Origin of the sequence: Brevibacillus sp. Leaf182 (assembly GCF_001423865.2) — a bacterium.
GTDB lineage: Bacteria > Bacillota > Bacilli > Brevibacillales > Brevibacillaceae > Brevibacillus > Brevibacillus brevis_C.
The window spans coordinates 92,795-112,116 of the sequence record NZ_LMPN02000024.1; the positions used below are offsets into that span (position 1 = coordinate 92,795).

The 19,322-nt window shown below is 49.9% G+C and carries 14 protein-coding genes; 2 read left to right on the plus strand and 12 right to left on the minus strand.

From position 1 onward, the window contains the following. Positions 1-15: 15 nt before the first annotated feature. Complete coding sequence (locus ASG16_RS16745) at positions 16-1,608, plus strand: alkaline phosphatase family protein (protein ID WP_056489849.1); 1,593 nt, start codon at positions 16-18, stop codon at positions 1,606-1,608. Between the two features lie 36 nt (positions 1,609-1,644). Then, on the plus strand, positions 1,645-1,968 hold the full coding sequence (locus ASG16_RS16750) for a DUF3892 domain-containing protein (RefSeq protein ID WP_048034023.1): 324 nt from the start codon (positions 1,645-1,647) through the stop codon (positions 1,966-1,968). 60 nt (positions 1,969-2,028) lie between these two features. Here the strand turns inward: ASG16_RS16750 and uvrA are convergent, their stop codons facing one another. From uvrA to ASG16_RS16810, 12 genes are all read right to left on the minus strand, one after another. After that, positions 2,029-4,470, minus strand: coding sequence for an excinuclease ABC subunit UvrA (gene uvrA, locus ASG16_RS16755; RefSeq protein ID WP_056489434.1), 2,442 nt, complete (start codon positions 4,468-4,470; stop codon positions 2,029-2,031). Between the two features lie 301 nt (positions 4,471-4,771). Beyond that, positions 4,772-5,275, minus strand: coding sequence for a DUF4188 domain-containing protein (locus ASG16_RS16760; protein ID WP_056489436.1), 504 nt, complete (start codon positions 5,273-5,275; stop codon positions 4,772-4,774). 9 nt (positions 5,276-5,284) lie between these two features. Further along, positions 5,285-5,917 (minus strand): TetR/AcrR family transcriptional regulator, encoded by a 633-nt coding sequence (locus ASG16_RS16765; protein WP_056489438.1) that lies wholly within the window; start codon positions 5,915-5,917, stop codon positions 5,285-5,287. Between the two features lie 121 nt (positions 5,918-6,038). After that, positions 6,039-6,785 (minus strand): IclR family transcriptional regulator, encoded by a 747-nt coding sequence (locus tag ASG16_RS16770; RefSeq protein ID WP_017250488.1) that lies wholly within the window; start codon positions 6,783-6,785, stop codon positions 6,039-6,041. 186 nt (positions 6,786-6,971) lie between these two features. Continuing rightward, positions 6,972-7,796, minus strand: a complete 825-nt coding sequence (locus ASG16_RS16775) for an aldo/keto reductase (protein WP_056489440.1) — start codon at positions 7,794-7,796, stop codon at positions 6,972-6,974. Positions 7,797-7,874: 78 nt separating this feature from the next. Beyond that, positions 7,875-9,512, minus strand: coding sequence for a hypothetical protein (locus ASG16_RS16780; RefSeq protein WP_056489442.1), 1,638 nt, complete (start codon positions 9,510-9,512; stop codon positions 7,875-7,877). Positions 9,513-9,548: 36 nt separating this feature from the next. Then, positions 9,549-11,648: a phage tail protein I gene (locus tag ASG16_RS16785; RefSeq protein ID WP_241970783.1), complete on the minus strand. Its 2,100-nt coding sequence runs from the start codon at positions 11,646-11,648 to the stop codon at positions 9,549-9,551. A 33-nt stretch (positions 11,649-11,681) separates the two neighbouring features. Then, positions 11,682-13,925, minus strand: coding sequence for a putative baseplate assembly protein (locus tag ASG16_RS16790; RefSeq protein WP_056489445.1), 2,244 nt, complete (start codon positions 13,923-13,925; stop codon positions 11,682-11,684). Between the two features lie 41 nt (positions 13,926-13,966). Next, on the minus strand, positions 13,967-17,017 hold the full coding sequence (locus tag ASG16_RS16795; RefSeq protein ID WP_056489447.1) for a putative baseplate assembly protein: 3,051 nt from the start codon (positions 17,015-17,017) through the stop codon (positions 13,967-13,969). A 48-nt stretch (positions 17,018-17,065) separates the two neighbouring features. Then, a complete protein-coding gene (locus ASG16_RS16800) occupies positions 17,066-17,467 on the minus strand; it encodes a gp25 family contractile injection system sheath assembly initiator (RefSeq protein WP_056489448.1) in 402 nt (133 codons plus the stop codon). A gap of 16 nt (positions 17,468-17,483) precedes the next feature. After that, the gene (locus ASG16_RS16805; RefSeq protein ID WP_048034034.1) at positions 17,484-18,209 is read right to left on the minus strand and encodes a phage baseplate assembly protein V; all 726 of its coding nucleotides are present in this window, start codon (positions 18,207-18,209) and stop codon (positions 17,484-17,486) included. Continuing rightward, entirely contained in the window at positions 18,206-19,321 is a 1,116-nt protein-coding gene (locus ASG16_RS16810; protein WP_056489449.1) for a phage late control D family protein, read from the minus strand. Before ASG16_RS16810 ends, ASG16_RS16805 begins: the two co-directional genes overlap by 4 nt. Between the last annotated feature and the right edge of the window lies 1 nt (position 19,322).

A 19,322-nucleotide genomic window follows, 5' to 3' on the forward strand; every position in this document is an offset into this window, starting at 1 on the left:
AAAAGGAATGGAAACATGAAGTCGCGATTCACATACACCATCCTTCTCCTGTTGGCGCTGAGTCTGACTGTGATTAGCTGCAAGCCAGACTCAGCTTCCCAAATTCGTCCGCATAGCCTTAAGGCTCAACCCTTAGCTGAGAGAAATGAATCGCAAAAGCCTGTCCTGCTCATTCTCATTGATTCGTTAATGGACAAACCACTGCAAGAAGCGATCCGGCAAGGCCGAGCTCCCGCTTTGGGTTATTTGCTTGCAAACGGGCGCTATTACCCGCAAGTTGTGAGCTCCTTTCCCACCATGTCGGTAACCATCGACAGCACCCTCCTTACAGGGACGTATGCCAATGAGCATCATGTACCGGGATTATCCTGGTTCAGCAACAAGGAAAAGCGGATGATTTATTACGGGTATGGTCCCAAAGAGGGTCTGAAGATCGATCAGCCACAAGTGCTGCTAGATATCCTTCATCAATTAAACCTAGCCCAGCTCAATCCGCATACGAAAACCATCCATGAAGAATTGGCGAAAAAAGGCAAGGATACCGCTTCCATCAATGCGATTCTATGGCGAGGCAAAACGCCCCACTCCTTACAAATCCCCCGTCTCATTGATTTCGGCACACGTTTGCCAAGCGAGATAAATGTGACCGGACCCAAACTGATGTCGTATGCGGCATTTGCCCATCTTGATCCGAAGCAAAAGAGCGAAAAGCGCATTTGGCGAAAATACGGGATGAATGATGAGTTTTCCGCGCAGGAGGCTGCCTATCTCATCGCCCACAAGAAACTCCCCCCTCTAACCATCGCCTACTTGCCGGAAAATGATATGGAAGTACATAAGAAGGGACCCGCTACGATCGAAGGGATTGAAAAAGCGGATCAGGCACTTCAAGGCGTATTCGATGCATTTGGCTCGTGGGACAAGGCAATCAAAGAAGCGCGGTGGATCGTCATGGGGGACAGTGGCCAGAGCGCTGTTCTGGATGATCGCAAGGCCGCTACCATTGACTTGCGCAGCTTATTGACCGACTATCAAATAGCCAAAATCAGTAAGCCTGTCACTCCTGCTGACCAAGTCGTGATTTCGACCAACGAACGAATGGCCTATATTTATGCCTTGGACTCACGTATTCCGTTATCCGATATTGTAAAACGCTTGCAGCGTGAACCTAAGCTGGACATCATTGCGCGTAAGGAAGACCAAAAGATTGTCGTAACCGCAGGCAAGATCAATCGACAGTTTTCCTACCAGCCAAACGGTCCCTATACTGATCCATATGGTCAAACATGGACCTTCGATGGTGATCCGCGTCTGCTCGATATGACCATCAAGAACAACCGGATGACGTATGGGAAATACCCGGACGTTCTAGCGAGGCTCTATGGCGCAATGAATTCGCATGAAGGCAGATATGTGGTCGTTACTGTTCGGCCTGGGCATGAGCTCATTACGGAAAGTTCCCCCACCCATATCGGCGGAGCGGCACACGGTTCCTTGCACGAGGTCGACTCACTCGTTCCCCTGCTGGTAACCGGGACAACCACGGGGCCCAAAACTTTGCGTATCGTCGACTTGAAAGATTGGCTGCTGCGCCTGACAACCGAATGAGTGAGACAACTATTTACTGATGAGGAGGAATGATGCATGGATCAACGGAGCTTTGAACAAATTTATGAAGACTACAAAAATGCTGGAGAACAACAGGCGATCCAGGAAAACGATGATAACAGTCCACTGACGAATACAGGAAAAGAGCAAATCGTGGCCGTCAGAAAAAACGACGATGGAGACTTGATCGCCTTTAAAACAGACTCCGGTCGTGAGCTCGACTATATCACCGCACTCAACGACGCAAAGGCTGGCAAGCTGGCTCATGTAGACGTGTTTCATAAGTATGGGAGAGACATTCTGCGGAGTGAGCCAGACGGGATCAAGGAAAACAATTTGGATCGTCTTCCTGACTTTTGACGGCAAAAAGGTCGCCCACGGCAGAAACGGGGCGACCTTTTTGTATCGACGCGTATTGGATTAGTGGATAAACTTTCCGGTAATCGATTCTTTCGTAGCTGCTATTTCTTTTGGCGTTCCTCTCGCAACCACGTTCCCTCCAGAAGTACCCCCTCCTGGTCCCATATCAATCACCCAGTCAGAAGCAGCGATCAGTTCTGTGTTGTGCTCGACCATAATCACGGTATTTCCAGCGTCGACCAATTTGCTCAGGAGTACATGGAGCTTCTCGACGTCAATCGGATGCAATCCTGTCGATGGCTCATCCAGTAGATACAGCGTATGCCCTGTCGAAGATGCACTCAGTTCCCTAGCCAGCTTCAACCGTTGTCCTTCACCACCAGACAAGGTCGTCACGGACTGCCCCCATTGCAAGTAGCCGAGTCCTACTTCACACAGCAGGATCAGCAATTGCCTCATCTTCTTTTGCTCGTTGAACAAGGAGAGGCTCTCCTCCATACTAAGCATCAAGATATCGGAAATAGTATAGCCTTGGTACGTTACCTCTAAGACCTCTGGACGAAATCGTTTTCCGCGGCAATCCGGGCAGACGACCTGCAAGTTGGATAGAAAATGCATGTCCACTTCCACTCGCCCCAGTCCCTCACAGCGCTCACATCTTCCGCCCGGCGTATTGAATGAAAAGTGCTTGGCATCCAAACCACGCTTTTTGGCTGCTGGCAAGGCAGCGTATATTTTCCGTAACAGCGTATACAAGTCGACGTACGTGGAGACATTGGAGCGTTGCATGCGTGATAGCGGCGACTGATCCACTGTAATGACGCTTTGAATGGCCTCGAGTCCCGTAATCGCACGGCATCCTGCTGCTTTTCCGGTGCGCTTCTCGGCAGCCGCTGCCAGCAAATCGTAGACGAGTGTCGACTTACCCGAGCCAGAGACACCTGAGACTGCTACCAGCCTTCCTAGTGGGAACGATACCGTCACATCGCGCAAATTGTGCAATGTTGCCCCTTCAATCGTGATCCACTCACCTGTTCCCTTGCGCTCTTTGGACGACAGCACTCTCTGTTCTTTCAAGTAGCGGCCTGTGACAGAATGCGGTTGGTTCAGCAATTCTTTCAGCGAACCTTGTCCGACGATTTCGCCGCCAAAACGTCCTGCTCCTGGCCCCACATCAATCACGTGATCCGCTTCTTGAATGACTCGTTGGTCATGCTCGATGAGCAGCACCGTGTTGCCCAAATCACGCAGCTCCTTCATGACCTTCACGAGTCCATCCGTGTCCTTTGGATGTAGACCTGAGGTTGGTTCATCCAGCAAATAAAGAACGCCAGTCAAGCCAGAGCCGAGAATGGAAGCGAGCCGCAATCGCTGTGCTTCACCACCAGAAAGTGAGATGGCCTGTCGATCGAGGGTCAAGTAGCCCAGCCCCACATGGATGACACGCCTGATCTTGATAAGCAAATCATGTAGGACAGCCTCCAAAATCGTGTCTCCTTCACGGGTAGCTCGTACATGCACACTCTCCACCCAGTCCCCCAGCTCCTCCAACGAGCTCTTGGATAGGCTTGGCAGCGTCCTGCCTTCGATTGTAACGAGCCGACTCTCCTCCTTTAACCTCTCACCATGACAGTCGTGACAAGGTTGGGTCAGAAAGTAAGCAGCTTCGCCAGATTGTCCATCTTTTTCTCTATATCGTTGCCACATGCCTGTGATGACACCTTTAAACCTTCCCTTTCCTACCGTTTTCGGGGGCTGAACAGAAGGGAAGTGTTGAGAAAACTCATCGCTCTCCACGCCATATTTGAGCAGATCCCACTGCGCTTCGTTGTACGCGTTCAATGGCAGATTCATCGGCAAGCCGTAGTGTTTTCCTGCCGCCGCAAGCACGCTAGCCTGATATTCATTAATCGCCTCATACCAAAAGGTAACAGCTCCTTCCCGTATGCTCTTTGCTTCATCAAACACGGCTTCCACATCAATATCGACAACCGTTCCCAATCCACTGCAAGTCGGGCAAGCACCTTGGGGGGTATTAAACGAAAAATCAGCTTTGGTCAGAGGGAGATGGACATAGGCACATACCGGGCACGTGACTACTTCTGTTTCTCCTCCATTGGTAGCAGGTGCTATTGGTGCGTGACACTTCTGGCATCGTCTCTCCCCCTTCTTTTCATAGACTGTCCGCAGATAGGTATACATGTCTGTGACGGTTCCAACTGTCGATCTGGGATTACGGTTGGTCACATGTTGACTGATCGCGATGGAGGGAGACAGTCCTTCGATCGAATCCACACGAGGCTTCGCTAGTGATTCAGATGACATTCCACTGGACTCCATATATTGTCGTTGGCATTCTCGTTGCAGAATATCAAGTGCTAGCGTCGATTTACCCGATCCAGATGGTCCGGTTACCACCACGAGACGATGCTTGGGAATCTCGAGAGAAATGTTTTTCAAGTTGTTTTCTCTTGCTCCCCGAATGCGAATCAAGTCTTTCATGCAAAAAAACCTCCTTCATGAATGAAATGTCAGTCCCTTTCAATAACGAAGACTGACCTGCATGATCAACTTTACAACATTCATGCAAGTGCCAAGGTTATTGCAAAAATACCCCTTTGACTACTGTTAGAAACACGAAGCATTACGTCATGCAGCTTTAATGTTTTTCTCGAACAAAACGGCCCTCTCTTCCTTAGAGCTTGCAACAGTTGGACAATTAATCCAATGCTACATCGCTCTACAAGGAAGAAAGGGCCGCTTGTTTGCGACAAAAATGTAATAGCTTCTGAGGTATCTTCTCTTATTGTGTAGGAGTAGGAACTGCTGGCTCATTCTCACCGCCCAAACGGCGGCGTGCCGTCTCCCTTTTTCCCACTGCCGGCAGATGCTCACCTGCCTTGGCCAATCCCCAGACAGGCATATTTCCGTAAAGACATTCGTATTTTCCCGCATCGACCAAGTACGTCTCGTGAAAAATCCCCACCGTTCCATCCGTTCCAACTGCTTGGTTGAACTTCCTCCACGCGCTCAGATGATTGTGGCTTTTTCTCGCATAATTTTCCAGATGCTCATAGGACCGCCAGTACTGGATTTGAGTGATTTCACGCAGATTAAAATGCGAAGTGTGACCTAACAATCCGAGCTCCGGGTGCTGATACAATTCTCGCATCATGCCTCCCATGGCGTTGGCTACTGGCATCCACTTGTGAACCGCAAGCATACGGTTGATTCGCATCCCGATGATAAATACGACGAAAGGTCCCTCTATTTGTGCTGTAAAACGCCCCGGAACTACTTTTGCCATCCGACTCCCCTACCTTATCAAAGAATGGAGGTGCAGCTCGTAACACGCCATATAATCAGACACATGAAACAAATGTGCCGTCAGATAAGCTCCGTAAAACATCGAGAATAACAGAATTACGGCCTTCTCCTCCGACAGATGAAGGGCAAGCTGACCATCTTCGGATGCTTCTTGCACGCACTTTTGCAATATTTGATGCAGATCAGTAGCTCTAATGGCTTCTCTCTCCTCTTCCTTGGGGAAGCGCAAATACAATTCAGCATCAGATAAAAGCGGTACACACGGGTGCATTTTTTGCTCGGCTAAAAAGCTGATAAGGCTAAGCATGATCCCAGGCTGCTTCTGGCTATCGCGCGTAACCTTGGCAAAAATATGCCGCACGGCTTCCCATCCCCGCTTGCCAGTACTTCGCAACTCAACAAAGCACTCTGCTTGCCATACGCTCATGTAATAAATCAAGAGCTCTTCCTTTTGCGGGAAAAATTTAAAGAATGTGACCTTCGACACCTCTGCTCGTTCACAAATGTCATCCACCAGTACATTCCGGAAGCTCCCGTCGCCTATTAGCTCCAAGGCAGCGTCCAGAAGGGCGAATTTGGTTTTTGTTTTCTTTTTCTCGCGTAGTGATAATGCTTCTGCCATCTTGTACTCCTTTTCCATATTTCTGCTTGTGTTTATCATAGTATATAAATTAACTTGAGTAAAGTTTTTTATTTGAGTAACAAAAAGCCAGCACCTCCGTGACGGCGTGCTGGCTTCTTCGTTATTTCATCATTTTGCCCATCCGATAGGCTGCTTCCATGATGTAAGGTGCGTATTGGCTCATTTTTTCAGGAGTCAGGCGGTTGGAAGGACCTGACGCCGCAATAGACGCTACCAATTGTCCGTTGCGGTTGAATATCGGGACGGCAACGGCTGCTGTCCCCAGCTCCCGTTCCTCCACACTTGTCGCGAAGCCTTGCTTCCTGATTTGATCCAATTGCTCAATAAAAGACTCCTTGTTCACATAGTCAGGCCAATTCGGGTCGCTGATAACTTCCTGCAAAATGAAAGGCTCTGCATATGCAACAAGTACTTTGCTGGATGCCCCCACCGTGAGTGGCATACGCGCCCCGATTGGCGCCACCCTGCGAATCGGTTGCTTGCTTTGGACTGCCTGTACGCGTATCCGCTCGTTTCCATCTCGCACGTACAAACTGATCGTTTCCTCCACCAAATCCCGCAGTCGCTCCATCTCTGGCAGTAGCAATATTGCTGGATCATCGTTTTGCGACAAATTGGCGGATAACTCCCAAACCCGAAACCCAAGTCGATACTTCTCTGTCTGAACATCTCGTATCAGAAATCCTTTGTTCTCTAGCGTTGCCAGCAAACGATGCACGGTACTTTTATGCAAGGAGAGTCGACTCGCTATCTCACTCAGGCCTAGATCCGTAGCGTCCGTAAAACAGAGCAGGATATCCAAAGCCCGATCGACTGCTCGAACGTTTGCTTTTTGTTCTTCTTCCATAAGTGTTTGACACCTGCTTCCTACTTTGTTCCGATCGTTTCATCTGATGAAACGAATATGCTACTTTTCAGTATACGAAAAAATAAAGCATAGTAAAGAGCGAATCCGAGGTCCGTACAAAGACAGGAACGAAAAAAAGGGTAGCCGACCTGTTGCGGCTCCCCTTTTTTCGTTATCAGTGTCCCTTTAAAAATCAAAATGATCTGGGTCTGGCCCAAAACGCTTGTTGTCATTTAGGGCAGTGATTTTTTCTACATCCTCTGCACGGAGGGTGAAGTCAAAAACATCTGCGTTCTGGCGAATCCGCTCTGGTGTGATCGACTTAGGAATCGTGACCACTTGGTTTTCCAAATCCCAGCGAAGCACAATTTGTGCAGGCGACTTGCCATATTTTTGTCCCAATTCTACCAAGAGAGGATGATCGAGATTTCCTTGCATCAACGGGCTCCATGCTTCTAGTTGAATTTGGTGCTCTTTGCAATACGCATGCAATTCTTTTTGGGTAAGCAACGGGTGATACTCGACTTGGTTGACAACTGGAATGATCTCGCTATGTTGGCGTAAATCCTCGAGGTGGTGGCTATGAAAATTACTGACACCAATTGCTCGTACATATCCATCGCGGTACAGCTTTTCCAAGGCCCTCCATGTATCGACATACTTGTCTTTTACGGGCCAGTGAATCAGGTACAAATCAAGCGTATCGGTACCCAATTTTTTCATACTTTCATCAAAAGCCTTCAACGTTGACTCGTAGCCTTGATCCGCATTCCACACCTTTGTCGTGATGAACAATTGATCGCGATCAATCCCAGCTTGACGGATTCCTTCGCCTACGCCGGCTTCGTTGCCGTAGATAGCTGCCGTGTCTATACTGCGATAACCCGCCTCAATCGCGGAACGGACGGCCAACGTTTCATTTCCGTCTTTTGCCTTCCAGACTCCCAGACCCAGCCAGGGCATCTTCACCCCGTTGTTCAAAACGGAATGATCTGTGATATGTGTTGCCATTGGATCTCCTCCCGTCTTACGCTGATATGTACTTACATTAAGATAGTGTAGCATAATTACAAAATGAGGCAAACCTTGCTACTCTTGCGAATCTTGAAACACCACGTCCTCTGTCCCTGCTGCCAGCGGTTTGATCGCCCACCATCTGATCCTTACCCGATCTGTCTGAACAGGTCCCTTCACCTGAACACCGATCCGAAACGTTCCTTTCTGCGGATAAACGATGACCCCTACGGCAAAATGCGCTGCATCTGTTGCATACTCCGAATCATCAAACACACTGCTATGCCCGTACATCACTTGCTCATGCTGGGAAAGCAACTCATCGATCACATCTGCATGAAAATCCTCGATTCCTGCACTGACATACACGTTGCCTTTCCCGAGGGAGTGCTTGAGCTCCTCAGAAAAATAACGATTGCCGATCTTGACCCCAAACGGCCAGTTGGACAAGTACGGCTCAATCGGTATTTCTACCACGCCCGTTGCTACTTGTTCATTTGCCTTTCCAGGCCGGGGCAGTCCAAGCTCAAACTGGTAGACAGACGCCAGATTATCGTAGCTCACATCGAACTGCGGCTTATCGCCTGCCGCTATTTCTTTCACGCGCGTGGTCACCCGAAAGGAATCTGCATCGGAGCCTTGCTCGACTGGCTTTCCTTTCTTCGCACGCAACGCAAGCTTTTGCAAAAGTGCTGGTGTATACACGTACTCCCCAAACGGAACAGGAACAACCTTCTCAATCACATAGGTCGCATTCATTTGCAGCAAGCATACTTTTGCCAAATAAAGAAAAGGCTGTTCGTTCGCATGTGTCACCTGATCCAGCTTGCGACTGTAGTAATCGGACACGAGCCGCTCTACCAGATCGTCTGGCGTGATTTCGATTTTTCCTACAGAGACGAGATCGGTATGCACCAAGCGATCGCCGAGTCGAACCTCTGCCTTGCCCCCCAGCACTGCCAGCTCTACCGTACCGCGATCCCAACCAGCCTTGATCGGAATGGAGACGACGTAATCCGTCTCTTTTGCGTCAACAGGCTCTAAGAAGGATACACTACCGTCACTGCTTTCCATGACTGTCAGCCCTGGTGCATCCAGCTTGTATTGGAACTGCACGCGTGACGTTTGTACCGTCTTCTCGATGTGTAACTGCAATGAAAATACTTCACCCGGATTGACGTATCGTGGGGTAGCCTGCCAGATGCGCACCTGTGGATCTGCATAGAGCAGCACTCTGTGCTCTACCAGTTGCACCCCTTCGATGGAAGCAGGATGCGGTGCCTCCTCTTTGATAAAAAGCCGATATCCTTCTGCCACCCGGTTGTATTCAGCCATTTCCTGCTCGACGGTTTCAGAGACGGAGAAGACCTGTTCCTTGCCTTTTTCATCATAGGCCAAGCAGACGTACACATTTTTCGCATAGTCGTTGTTGCTAAAGCCTTCCATCATAGACAGCTTCAGCTTCACAGGCTCAGGAAGCACGATTTCCCTCCCAAGATAATCTAGAGCGACTCCAGCTTCAACCGAAATCTGCTTTTCGTCCACAGCGATCACCTGCAAACCGCATACCACTCCACCCCCGTGAAGCAATCGATTGGTGAGTCGGCGTTTGTCATTGAAATAGCGCTGTTCTGATTCGAAATCTCTGACGGTCAACAGCTTCCCTTTGAAATACACATTCCGTTCATGTGGAAAATAACGCAGATTCTTCATCTCGAACACCTCACTTTGCGTAAAAATCTCGGCTTCTTACTCCAGCTCTGCATCCAGGCCAATCCTGGTGTCATAATCGATTCGTCTGCTGCGGTCCTTCCCGCTTAGCACCGTGTTGTATGGCATGGATAAATTTTGATCAAGTGTAAGGAATGATGGCTCCGTCAAATAAGAATTAATCCCCACGTAGCTATGGATGTCGGCGTAGATGCCCGGGCGCAAAACGATGAGCTTTGCCTCTGTAAAAGCAGGCTTTTGATCTTCCAAAATCTTTTGCAGAACCGACTGCTCCCGCTCTGTTTTCGCGCATTCCTGCGAAACGATCAGGCAAAATTGATACGGATGATCCATGTACAAGGAAGAGATCAGCTCGTGCAGCTCCGGGATCGCCTTCATGTCCCTGATTTGAAAATACTCAACGATCATCGGGCGCTCCCCGGTATACAGCTCTACCATCTTTTCCAAGCCCGCACGAGTGCCCCGCTCTGCATACAGCTCCGGTGCGCGACGAATCAGCTCTCGTCGCTGCGCCTCTGTCCAATGCTCGTCCCTGCCCATCCCCAACCAGGAAGCGAGCCAAGGGACGAACTCTCCAGGTGTCGTATCTGGATCGAACAACCGCGAGATGGTATCAATCTGTTCCTCCAGCTCCAAGTAAAACGTCCCAAAAAGGGAGAGGAAACGCTCCAAAAAATCTGCACTGGCAGGATCACTTTGATAAGTCGCTGGTAGATAACGCAAAAATGTGTCGCGCGGCGAGTAAATCCGCATTTGCCTGAGCAACGGAGAATGGCGATCAGTACCGAGCCATTCGATTTTGAGCCATAAATAACGGCCTTTTGCTGAATGAAACAACGCATCTGAGGCGTTGATTACCGGCTCCGACCATAGATTGGCCGTCCTTTGCAGCTTGGTTTTCCAGTCCATGTCGTCTGCCAGCAAAAAATCATCCAGATTGTGGACGGCTCCATGAATCACATGCTCTTTTCGATCAGAAGAAAACGTCGAGAGGAGTAATTGCGTTTCTTCCGGTATGTCTGCATCCAGCTTGATTTTATGCCACACCGTTTCAAATTCCGCGCTATCCAATGCACGAGAGAAGTAGATGCCCATCGGTATTCCTGTCTCATCCAGGTTGGACGTCCGCGAGACGAGTCTCAACATGGTCAGAACATTTTTCTGTGCGTCCCAAACATACAGCCGCTGCTGATTGTCAAAAACGAGCTTGTCTGCACGTCCGTGATAGTTGGTCAATGGCGCAAGTGCTTCTCCCGTCGGGTGAAAACGCAAAATGAATCGGGTATGATCATGAGCCGAATCGATAGAACGACTATCACCCACGTAGAGAATAGGACCTGGACCTACTGCAAATCCCGCGGGCTTGGTTCCTGGCGGGATCGCCAGAGTGCACACATCGGAGCCTTCCGAAGAGAACCGAAACACTTGATTCGTCTGTGCCCAAAATAGATAGACCTTGCCTGCTTCGGCAACGGACAGGCGAAACAACCTTCTTCGCCTGATCTCACGAAGGGTCGCTGTCTCTGTTACTTTCAATTCCGCATGTGTGTATGTAGCGTCAATCTTACCTGCCCGATTCAATCGAAGGACGACGACTTGTGTTCCCGCCGCGATTTCCTTCCGTTCTTCGTCTCGATCCACGCCCACGGGTGTCGTAATGTAAAGATGTCCTTCTTCATCCAACCCTGCATCCAAAGGAAAAAGCTGCTGTCCCTCCCCCTCTTCCCAGCTCCAAATGCACTGGCCGTTGGCTATGGAATACGCTCCGACTTTTCTCCTCGCTTCGGCGTCGATAATGTACACGTATTCATCGTTAGCGACGAGAAACGAGTCTTTGGAAAACAGCCCGCGTCCAGCGCGAAACACAGTCTCCTTGAAGTTGTTGCTGTCATCGTAATGCGTGATATGACCGCTTTCATCCAACCAAAGCAACGAGCCAACCCGTGCAATGGCAAAATCCAAGAGGCGAGAGTGATGTGTCGTCCCAGCCAGATGCACATGATCGATCACATATTCGGGCGATTTGTTCAGCGCGATCCCCTCGTTGGAGACGTGAAGGTTATACCAGACCCCCTGCTGCCAATCGGACGGATTGTTCAGGGAAAAGAAACGATTCATTGTATCCACGCCCACTCCTCCGTTTGTTCCCGGCTATCTTTCTCTATCCACAATGAGCTCCAGAACATGCTCTCCTGAGTACACCAGCGCATGAAGTGGTATCTGAATATCTCCCCCTTCATCCCTGATGATGCCTGTGCCCTCCGCGGAAACCCACAAATCCGTCACGTACAGCACACCCTCGATCTGGTTTAATACCTCGTAGAGATCGCTTTTATAAACAGGCCGTCCGAATTCCCATCCTTTTCCTTGATGAGTCGAAGAATCTTGGACATTCAATGGTGCCAAATACTGCTTCAATGCCTGTAGCACGATCTGCTTTTTGTCTGCAAACGCAGGCTCTACCACGATTGTGGAGAAAACGGTCACTTTGATATAGGCGGGAGCGGCCACATGGACTTCTGTCGTCAGCAGCCTTCGCTGTTCCAATTGGTGGCGAACGGTCCTTAAGGAACCTTCACTTGGCAGTGGTGTCGGCTGGTCGCTGAACGGGACGATGACCACGGTCATTTGAGCGGCTGCACTTTGCTCGGATGCTCCCATTTCCCCTACTTTATACAGGGGGATTGCCTTCGCGCGGGCCACTCGCAATCCGGGAGTAGCTAGCGCAATGGCCTCATAATCTTCTGCTGTAACGGCCCGCTGTGGTTTTTTCCATTCCATTCTCATCCTGCGTTTGGCTTGATCGATCGTTTCGCGCTCGCTTCCCCCACTGGCTGGACGGGGATTCGTCACCTGCGCGAGGGTTCGCTGCCGGGCAAGCGGGAGGAATCGAGTAATTTGGCCGCCCTGTACATTCCCCTTCGCACCTTGGCCTGTCTGACAAGATATGATCCGAATGCCCACCATGCCTTCCAGCCTTTCAGGAATGGCTCCGTGCTCATTGTTACCAAACGCAATTTCTGCCCCGTCCGCATCATGCAGCATAAAATGGCGATCCTGAGGCCCCGATCGGTCAAAATCAGTGACCAGCGACCAGTCTTCCCAGACCGGAAACGGACTGCCTTCTACCTGACGTGCCACCTGAATGACAAACGTTTCTGGCAAGATCGATTGGACATTCAACCGAAACACTTGATGTGGCAATCCACTGCTTTCTCCAATCAACCTCTGCCCTGCAAAATCACTCCGATAGGCGATGACCCGAATATTTCTTAGGCCTTCAGGCATTGCACTCCCAAACCGAATTATCGTTGCGCCCTGTTCTGGGTCCCGCGAAACGCGATATGAAAATACACCTGTATCGGCTTGGCCTGGTTCATCTTGATTCCATCCACTTTGCCAGTAATGCCCCTTTTTGGATTGAACCTCTACTGTGCCTTCATATGGTAACGAGCTTGCAAGGACGATCTTCTGATCCACTTGACCCGTTCCATCGTACTCCCACACTTGGCTGAAGGTTTCGCGTTGGATGGCGTTCACGGTGTTCAGCTCGATTTTTTCCATGCGTGGAGCCAATTCGAATCGACCTGCACGCAATGTCGCACATAGCCAGAATCGAGGCCGATCATTGGCGGGGTAAAGCATGAGCGGCTTCATTGTCCCTTCCAGCTCAATCAGGAGTCGTCCCGAAAAGGAGAGATTCATCGTTTCATCCGAGACTCGTGGCAACGGACTCCAACCCGTTTCGTTCATGCCTTCGTTCTGTCCATAATACTCCCACTCGAGAGTAGCCGATGGAACGAAAAGCGATGTGGGCGTAAGCGGGACGATTGGGACAGGATAATCTTCAAACAGACGCAAACCGATGGAGACTGCCTTCCCCACTGGTAATGGCCGATCAAAGCCTAAATAAATCTTGTTCCCTGTCTTTGGTTCCTGGCCAAATGCGTAGTAGGAAACACCGTTATGCGCATTGGATGAACTCACATCGGTCGTCCCGCTTTCTGTATGAACCAGAACACGCTCCAGGCTGGCTGGTACCAGAACAAGCGAATGTTCCGTCTCGAAAGGAAGATTCCCCGCGAACAATCTCGTCTTCTCCGGAAGGATCGCTTCTTCTGACACGTCAAAAAACGTTACATCCGTCGTCGCACATGACTGGTTCTTTGGGTGTACACCCATGAGCTGCAAAAATTTGCGTTCGTTCTTTTCTGTGATCCGGTTGAGATAGTATTGCTGCATTTCCATCAACCACGCGAACATCTCCAAAATCGTAATGCCCGGATCGTGATGACGGTGATCACCCCACTCTGGCTGTAGCTTGGGGATCGCGTTTTTTGCTTGTTCGATGATCTCCTCAAAGTGGCGATCATCCAGATTCTTGGATGGAAGCATAGCGCGCACTTCCTTTTTCAATGTTTGGGTGGGGAGAAAGCCTAGCTTTCGTGAACGCGGACGCTGATTCGATGCGCACCCTCTGTGACGATCCCATGTACGATCGTTTCGTATTCAGAAGCGAGTATTTCCTTTCGTTGTCCATTTTCCGTTCGAAATACAGCCAAGGTCAGATGATCCACAAAGCGGACGCCCTTCACGGATTTCAACAACGCAAATAAGAGCGAAGGGTGCACGCGCTGGCCTATTTCCCACCCCCCACCGTGCAGATTTCCCGATATCGGGTCAAGGAATCGCGCGAGCTTGCCGAGTGTCTCCAGCTCCACCTCAACGATTTCGTCCAAAGCCCCCACTGCCAGCTCTGCCGTCACCGCAATTTCCAAGTAGACTGGCTCCCTGACATGAATTCGCTCGGGGGAGGCTACCGTCGCTGCCGCATGTGTAAGCAAGTAGTTCGTGACAGAACGCCGAAGCTCCAAAAATTGCGTACCGTAGCAGCCCGCTGCGGGCAATACGATCACAGTGACATGCCCTGCTTCTCTTTGCAGGCGGCTGTTCCGATTCGGCAAACACTTCACTTTGGGTATCTCCGGATGCGCTTCACGGACGAGCCATTCGAAATCTTCAGCCGTCACAGCTCGATAGCGATGCTTGATTGTTTGAGGACCGCGCTGTAAGGCTTCCGTCAGCAACTCTCGATCACTCCCCCCAATCGCAGGCACCGGATTGCTGACAGCTTGGACAAACGGAATCGATTGTTCCAGTTGATTCAACTGCCCAGCAGGAAGATTCCCTGCTGTTCCCCCTCCAACCTTATACGTCACCCTCACGGAACCGAGTCCGGATTGAGGAAGCTCCCTCCCGTGTCGGCCATCGCCAAACAAAATTTTTCCGGTAGCGCTCTCCAAGCAGTAATGGCGATCATCCGGGCCAGAATCGTGTAGATGCTCTACTCGCTTCCAGAGAACCCAGCATTTTTGCTCGTTCCCCTCAGAATCATAAAGAAGTTCCACCCGATTTTCTGGATGTTCCAGCCAGCTCTTTCGTTCACTCGGTAAAAAGAAGCCTGTTTCATCTACCCATACCTCTTCGCCCATGACGGGAGGGCGGATGAGTCTGTACTCGGCTTGTGGTCCCTCTGCTATCCGCTCTGCCATTTCATTGCGAATCGTCTCCTGTTGAATGGCTCGTATCGTATTCGGATAAAAGCCGCTTAGCACGGGAAATTTTGCATCCAAAGCGCCTCCTCCAAGACGATTGTCTACGTTGACGGCGCGAATCCAATAACGCTCCCGCTCAAACATTTTGCTTTTTTCCATATCAAAAGGACCAGCGAAACGGACGGTACCACTTTCCGTAAAACCAGCGGTCTGATCAATCGTTTGCAGCTTGGCCCACGACGTTGTTCCTGTTTCTTTGCGCTTGTATTCCCATTGCACAACCGGAGCAGCACCCAGGGATTCTTCCATAGGTAGAAAAGAAAAGTAGAAAGAGAGGGGTCCTTGTAAAGGCGGCTGCTCAAATCCAAAGTAGACGGCGGGATGCAGGCATTCGGAAGGCCAAAACGGTTGGAAGCTAGCCTGATGATTGCCTGTACTGACAGGTTGCTGCCAATCCAAGTCGTTCTGAGTGAGAATCACTTCCGGTTGTTGCAGCGACTCTCGGTACGAGTAGGTCAGGCGCATGTCTTCCAGCCACGGGGCCATGTATACAGGATTCGGGCCATATAAGCCTTCCACCTGAAGAATTCTCACACGAATCCAATAACCTAACTGTGATTGGACGGTTGTCGGCTGCAAATCATCTGGACACGTAAAGGCAACCTCAATCTCTTCATCCGAATCGGTGCCAGCAAACAGCTTCTCACGATCCTCTCCTGACAGGAGCACTATCCATCCGCTGCCATTCCAGTATTCCCATACCACCTTGCTGACCGTGACGGGTGTCGTCGCAGGAGGGTCAAAGGAAGATTCCTTCATGATCCATTTCCATTTCGTTTCCGGTTGTGAGAGATGCGTAGCGGGATAAGGCACCGTTTTCATCCGAAAATGAAGAGCGACTGTACTACCAGGCTTCGTCAACGCCTCTTCACAGGACAAAAAAAACATGCCATACGGTGCGAGCTGCTCGCCAAATGCAAGGCAACCACTCCCGGAAACCTGTACATCATTGGAAAAAAGCATGTCGGGTACAAGGCCGTTCGAATCGTCTGTAGGCAAAAAATCCGTCTTCATCTGGATTTGGGTCAGAGAGGTGCTCCCGCCATTTTTCATCCATTCATGAATCATATCTGGCTTCACTCTACAACGGAGCCAACGATTTTCGATTCCTTGCACTTGGCTAGACTCCCATTTTTTCCGCTGCTTTTTTTCCAAGCGCAGCCGATTTTGATCAGCCTCGATCTTGTCGAACAAAATCCATTCGCCCTCTGACAGATACGTCCACTCGACCAGCTCTGGATTCGCCAGCTTCTCTGTCAGCAAGGATTCCAAATAGCGTTCCTGATTGGAAACCATCGTGAGCTGGATCGAAGCACGATCTCCTAAACAAAACAAGTCCTCATGTCCCAAATACCAACAATGCTCCTGATGATTAGGCAAAGCCTTGCAGTCCAAGAGAGAGAGGGGGGAATTTGTTCCAAGCCAACTCGTTACATCTGTTAAAAAGTCTCGACTGCCATTGGAAAACAACAGATCTGTCGGGAGAGAGGGGGTAGCCAGCATAGGCTGATCTGTTTCGAAAACCACTTCATCGCCAAGGGCAGACTTACCCGAAACTTTTGTACCCGCCGGAATCCAAACCGGCTTTTGCACACCTGTACTCAATTCAAATGTCAAGAAGGTTTCTGCCGGTCGTGCCTGAGCCATTCCTGTACCGAGCATATTGAGAAAAGCGATAAAATTTCGCTCGGGCACTTGATTCAAACGCTCACGATTATTCATCAGCATGTCTGCGAAAAGGAGAAATAAAGCCGTACCCGAATCAGGATCTTCTGGAGTGAATCGCCACTCTGGGGTATAGAATGGCACCATTTCGCGCATTTTTCGGATGACTGCCTGCATGTCCCGCGGATCGACCAAAGGTGGTTTCACGTTACCCACCTCCCTTCCTTTTTTCTTCACGCGGCTGTGACTCTTGCGCTATCCACGTGGACCGAGACGATGGACAGGATACAACAACTGATAGCCTTTGTTTGTCGCACGTACCGTATAGCTGATCGTAACGTTCACCATTTCAGAATGAGTCTTGTCGACATTGGCCTCCACCTGCACATCCCGCACACGCGGTTCCCAGATCATGATCGCTTCTGCGATGTCCGACTGGAGCAAAGCCAGGCTCGTTCCGTCCGTACCATCAAACATGAAGCCTTGCAATCCGCTCCCGAATTTCGGTCGCATCACACGCTCCCCCTTTGCTGTGGAAAGAATGATACGAATGGCTTCTGCGATGTCATCCTCGTAATCGGACAAACGAATACGACCTGTAGCCTGATCCACCTGAATAGGGAACTTCCATCCTTTTTCACCAAATGGCTGCTGCATGGAATCCCCCCATGAATTAATTCAATTTGATCACCGAACCGTTGACGGCAACAATTCCGTCAGATTTGATGTTCAGGGACGCTCCTGCTTTAATCGACATGGCTCCCTGCGCCTCCAGATTCAGTTGCGTGGACTTGATTGTCAGCGATGTGTCTGACTGAATGGTTACCTGCCCTTTTGCATTCAACGTGATCGTACTTGAGCCGCTCTTCACCGTAACCTCGCCCGTGCTGCCGCCTTTAATGGAGATTTGGTTGTTTCCACCGCTCTCCGTAAGCACAATGCTTTCATCCTTGTCCGACAGCTCCACCTGTTGTCCTTTTTTCGTGGCAATCGTGATCTTCCCGTCATTCGGGTCATCGCCAAAAATCACTTCGTGGCCTGCACGAGTCGTAATTTTTCGGATGTTGTTTTTCTCTGCCATTTCCGGACCTTTGTTTTCCTGATTCCAGAGCATCCCGATTACAAACGGCTCGCGTACATCTCCCCAGTGAAACGCGACCAGCACCTCGTCGCCTACCTCCGGAATAAACAGGCTGCCGCGATCTTTTCCTGCAAATAGCGTGGCGATTCGCACCCAATCCGTCTCCCGCTCATTATCAACCAGAGGCAGCTTCAGCTTCACACGAGAGAGTTTTTCCGGGTCTTCATTGTTCGTCACAATACCGACAATGACACCGTGAATTCTTGCCCGTTCTTCTTCTGTTATTTCATCCTGGTAGAACCAATGATCAAAGCTCATATCGTATTTCCCTTCACATGAAACGTCGTAACATAGCCAGATGCCACATCGATGGTATGTGTGACAGATGTGATGTAATAAGGCTGACTCAGTTTTTTCCCCATGCCCTCTAGCATGATATAGCGGCCAGCACGAATTTCTGGCAGACCGACTGCTTCACAGTTGCCATCGAGAAGGTTCATGGCGAGTTGATTCAAGCGTGCTTTGGCAACTGCTTTTATTTCCTCAGGTGAGTCCAGCTTTTTCGTAGACTCGTATTTATCAAAATAATCACCGATTGCTTTCAGCAGATCAGCGCTTGTCTTCGAATTGGTCCCGAGCTTCCCGATATCTGTGCTTGTTGCTTTTGCTTCCTGGAGCACCGTTGTTTTGTCATTGTCTACCCATCTCACCGTATAGGAGGAAGCTTGGGAAGCAATGTTGACATCAACGGAAAAGCTACGCAAGGAAACTCCCCAGATCAAGGTGAGGACCGGCGTCATGTTGCTCAGTGGCTTACGGAAATATAAGTTCTTCCCGACGATAAAAAAGTCGTAGTTACAAATTTTTGCAAGACGATTTAAAAACTGAAAGTCAGTCTCGGAGACCGTCTTTGTAATGGTCTCGATTGTATGAACCGTATCATCCACATGCGTCGACAAGCCGTATTTCTGTCCCAGCTCTTTCACGACGTCGCTGTATTTCTTTTTATTCCAGGAAGTAGACTTGTTATCGACCATAAGCAGGAACGATTTATCCATCCCTTTTACCGTAATGGTTGGCGTCTCCTCACAGGCAAACGAAACGGCTGTAATATGCCCGTAAAAGAGGCTGGATAGCTCGGTTCCATAGCCCAACTGAATCTCGATTTCGTTGCCAGGAACCAAATAATCATCTGCCCAGCGAAATTCCCACTTTGCCGTATCAAAAGCATTGATCACCGAAAACGAGAACGTATCCGCTTTGCCTTCCAAGCTGGAATTGATCGTCGCTTTGGTAATGGCGACACCTACTTGGCTGATCAGTTTTTTCCCTCCAACGAGTATTTCCAAGGCTGGGGAATGAAAGTTGTTGTACGTTTGGCGCAGGTCATCGAAGGTATGGCGGTCTGTCGTCAATTTCAATTCGCTCATG

Bases quoted from the DNA above. Each gene is read 5' to 3' on its own strand.
- ASG16_RS16745 (WP_056489849.1), top strand. From the start codon at position 16: ATGAAGTCGCGATTCACATACACCATCCTTCTCCTGTTGGCGCTGAGT.
- ASG16_RS16750 (WP_048034023.1), top strand. From the start codon at position 1,645: ATGGATCAACGGAGCTTTGAACAAATTTATGAAGACTACAAAAATGCT.
- uvrA (WP_056489434.1), bottom strand. From the start codon at position 4,470: ATGAAAGACTTGATTCGCATTCGGGGAGCAAGAGAAAACAACTTGAAA.
- ASG16_RS16760 (WP_056489436.1), bottom strand. From the start codon at position 5,275: ATGGCAAAAGTAGTTCCGGGGCGTTTTACAGCACAAATAGAGGGACCT.
- ASG16_RS16765 (WP_056489438.1), bottom strand. From the start codon at position 5,917: ATGGCAGAAGCATTATCACTACGCGAGAAAAAGAAAACAAAAACCAAA.
- ASG16_RS16770 (WP_017250488.1), bottom strand. From the start codon at position 6,785: ATGGAAGAAGAACAAAAAGCAAACGTTCGAGCAGTCGATCGGGCTTTG.
- ASG16_RS16775 (WP_056489440.1), bottom strand. From the start codon at position 7,796: ATGGCAACACATATCACAGATCATTCCGTTTTGAACAACGGGGTGAAG.
- ASG16_RS16780 (WP_056489442.1), bottom strand. From the start codon at position 9,512: ATGAAGAATCTGCGTTATTTTCCACATGAACGGAATGTGTATTTCAAA.
- ASG16_RS16785 (WP_241970783.1), bottom strand. From the start codon at position 11,648: ATGAATCGTTTCTTTTCCCTGAACAATCCGTCCGATTGGCAGCAGGGG.
- ASG16_RS16790 (WP_056489445.1), bottom strand. From the start codon at position 13,925: ATGCTTCCATCCAAGAATCTGGATGATCGCCACTTTGAGGAGATCATC.
- ASG16_RS16800 (WP_056489448.1), bottom strand. From the start codon at position 17,467: ATGCAGCAGCCATTTGGTGAAAAAGGATGGAAGTTCCCTATTCAGGTG.
- ASG16_RS16805 (WP_048034034.1), bottom strand. From the start codon at position 18,209: ATGAGCTTTGATCATTGGTTCTACCAGGATGAAATAACAGAAGAAGAA.
- ASG16_RS16810 (WP_056489449.1), bottom strand. From the start codon at position 19,321: ATGAGCGAATTGAAATTGACGACAGACCGCCATACCTTCGATGACCTG.